This window comes from Thalassospira mesophila, assembly GCF_002115755.1.
Taxonomy (GTDB): Bacteria; Pseudomonadota; Alphaproteobacteria; order Rhodospirillales; family Thalassospiraceae; genus Thalassospira; species Thalassospira mesophila.
Window position 1 is genome coordinate 1 of the sequence record NZ_JFKA01000040.1, and the last position, 1271, is coordinate 1271.

General features: G+C 58.5%; 1 protein-coding gene. It reads right to left on the bottom strand.

The features are described from left to right. A partial coding sequence (gene ltrA / locus TMES_RS21905; RefSeq protein ID WP_211275996.1) for a group II intron reverse transcriptase/maturase occupies window positions 1-948 on the bottom strand: 948 nt, incomplete at its 3' end. Window positions 949-1271: the final 323 nt, after the last annotated feature.

The following is a 1271-nucleotide window of genomic DNA, read 5'->3' on the forward strand; positions in this document are numbered from 1 at the left end:
CATCCGCTTTAAGGCATCCGCACTCGCTCCCGGAAGGAAGCTCGTGAAGAGCTGGTCTTGTTTGCTGAGCGCCTTCCTCGGCCTAAAGGTGAAGCCGAGGAAGGTAAAGCTCACATGCGGATAACCTGCGCGACGGTTACTGTCCTTGCAGTACACGACCTTCGATTTCTCGGGGTGCATCGTCAAGCCACAGGCAGCCAGCCGTGAAGCAATGGAGCGCATCACGTACTCCGCTTGCTTTCGACTGCGGCAGTGCACCACCGCATCATCGGCGTAGCGGGCAAACGGGCAGTTGGGGCTGGTACGTTGCATCCAGGTGTCGAAGGCATAGTGCATGAACAGATTCATCAGGAGGGGACTGATCACTCCACCTTGCGGGGTGCCGCGTTCGCGTCGGACGCGCATACCGTGATCCGTTTCGAACGGCGCAACCAGCCACCGCTCGATGTACAGAAGTATCCAGTCCTCCTTGATGTGCAGGCGCACCGCCTTCATCAGCAACCCATGATTGATCTGATCGAAGGCTGCCTTGATATCAAACTCCACCACCCAGTCGTATCGCCAGCAGCGCTCACGCGTGATCGCCACCGCCTGCTTCGCTGATCGTCCCGGCCGGTACCCATAGGAGTCCGAGTGGAAGATCGAGTCCAGCTCCGGCTCGATGAGAAGCTTGACCACGGTTTGCGCGACACGATCACCAACCGTGGGCACTCCCAGCTTGCGCGTGCCTCCCGATGCCTTGGGAATTTCTACTTGCTTGACCGGAGGCGGGAAGTACGACCCCGACGACATCCGATTCCACAGCTTGTAGAGATTCTTAGACAGATCCCGCTCGAAATCGGCGATGGTTTCATCGTCGATGCCGGCAGCACCGCGGTTGGCCCTGACCTGCTGGTAGGCGTCCCATACCGTGCGTTTCGCTATGTCATAAGGTTTCGCCGAGCTCACGCCACTCATCCCCGGAGGTTGGCAACGCTCGTCGGCCGGATAACGCCGCCCCTTCGCTCCACCTCCATTACAGAGGCTTCATCGCTACTACGGGAGGCTCCGCCCCTCGTTCCAGCATCGGTATTCTTCCTCATGGTGTTGGCCATTTGTCATTTTCCTTCGCATCTGGAACAAGGTTCTCACGTTCCGTACCAAAGCCTGTATGAAGATCATGCCGCCTATACACCGGCTGCCATCGGGTCCGTAAGCAGGTAACGCCCCGACTTGTCCTGAAGCCAGTACTCCACCTCAGTTTCGGCAGCACCTTGGGCATAACGATGCGT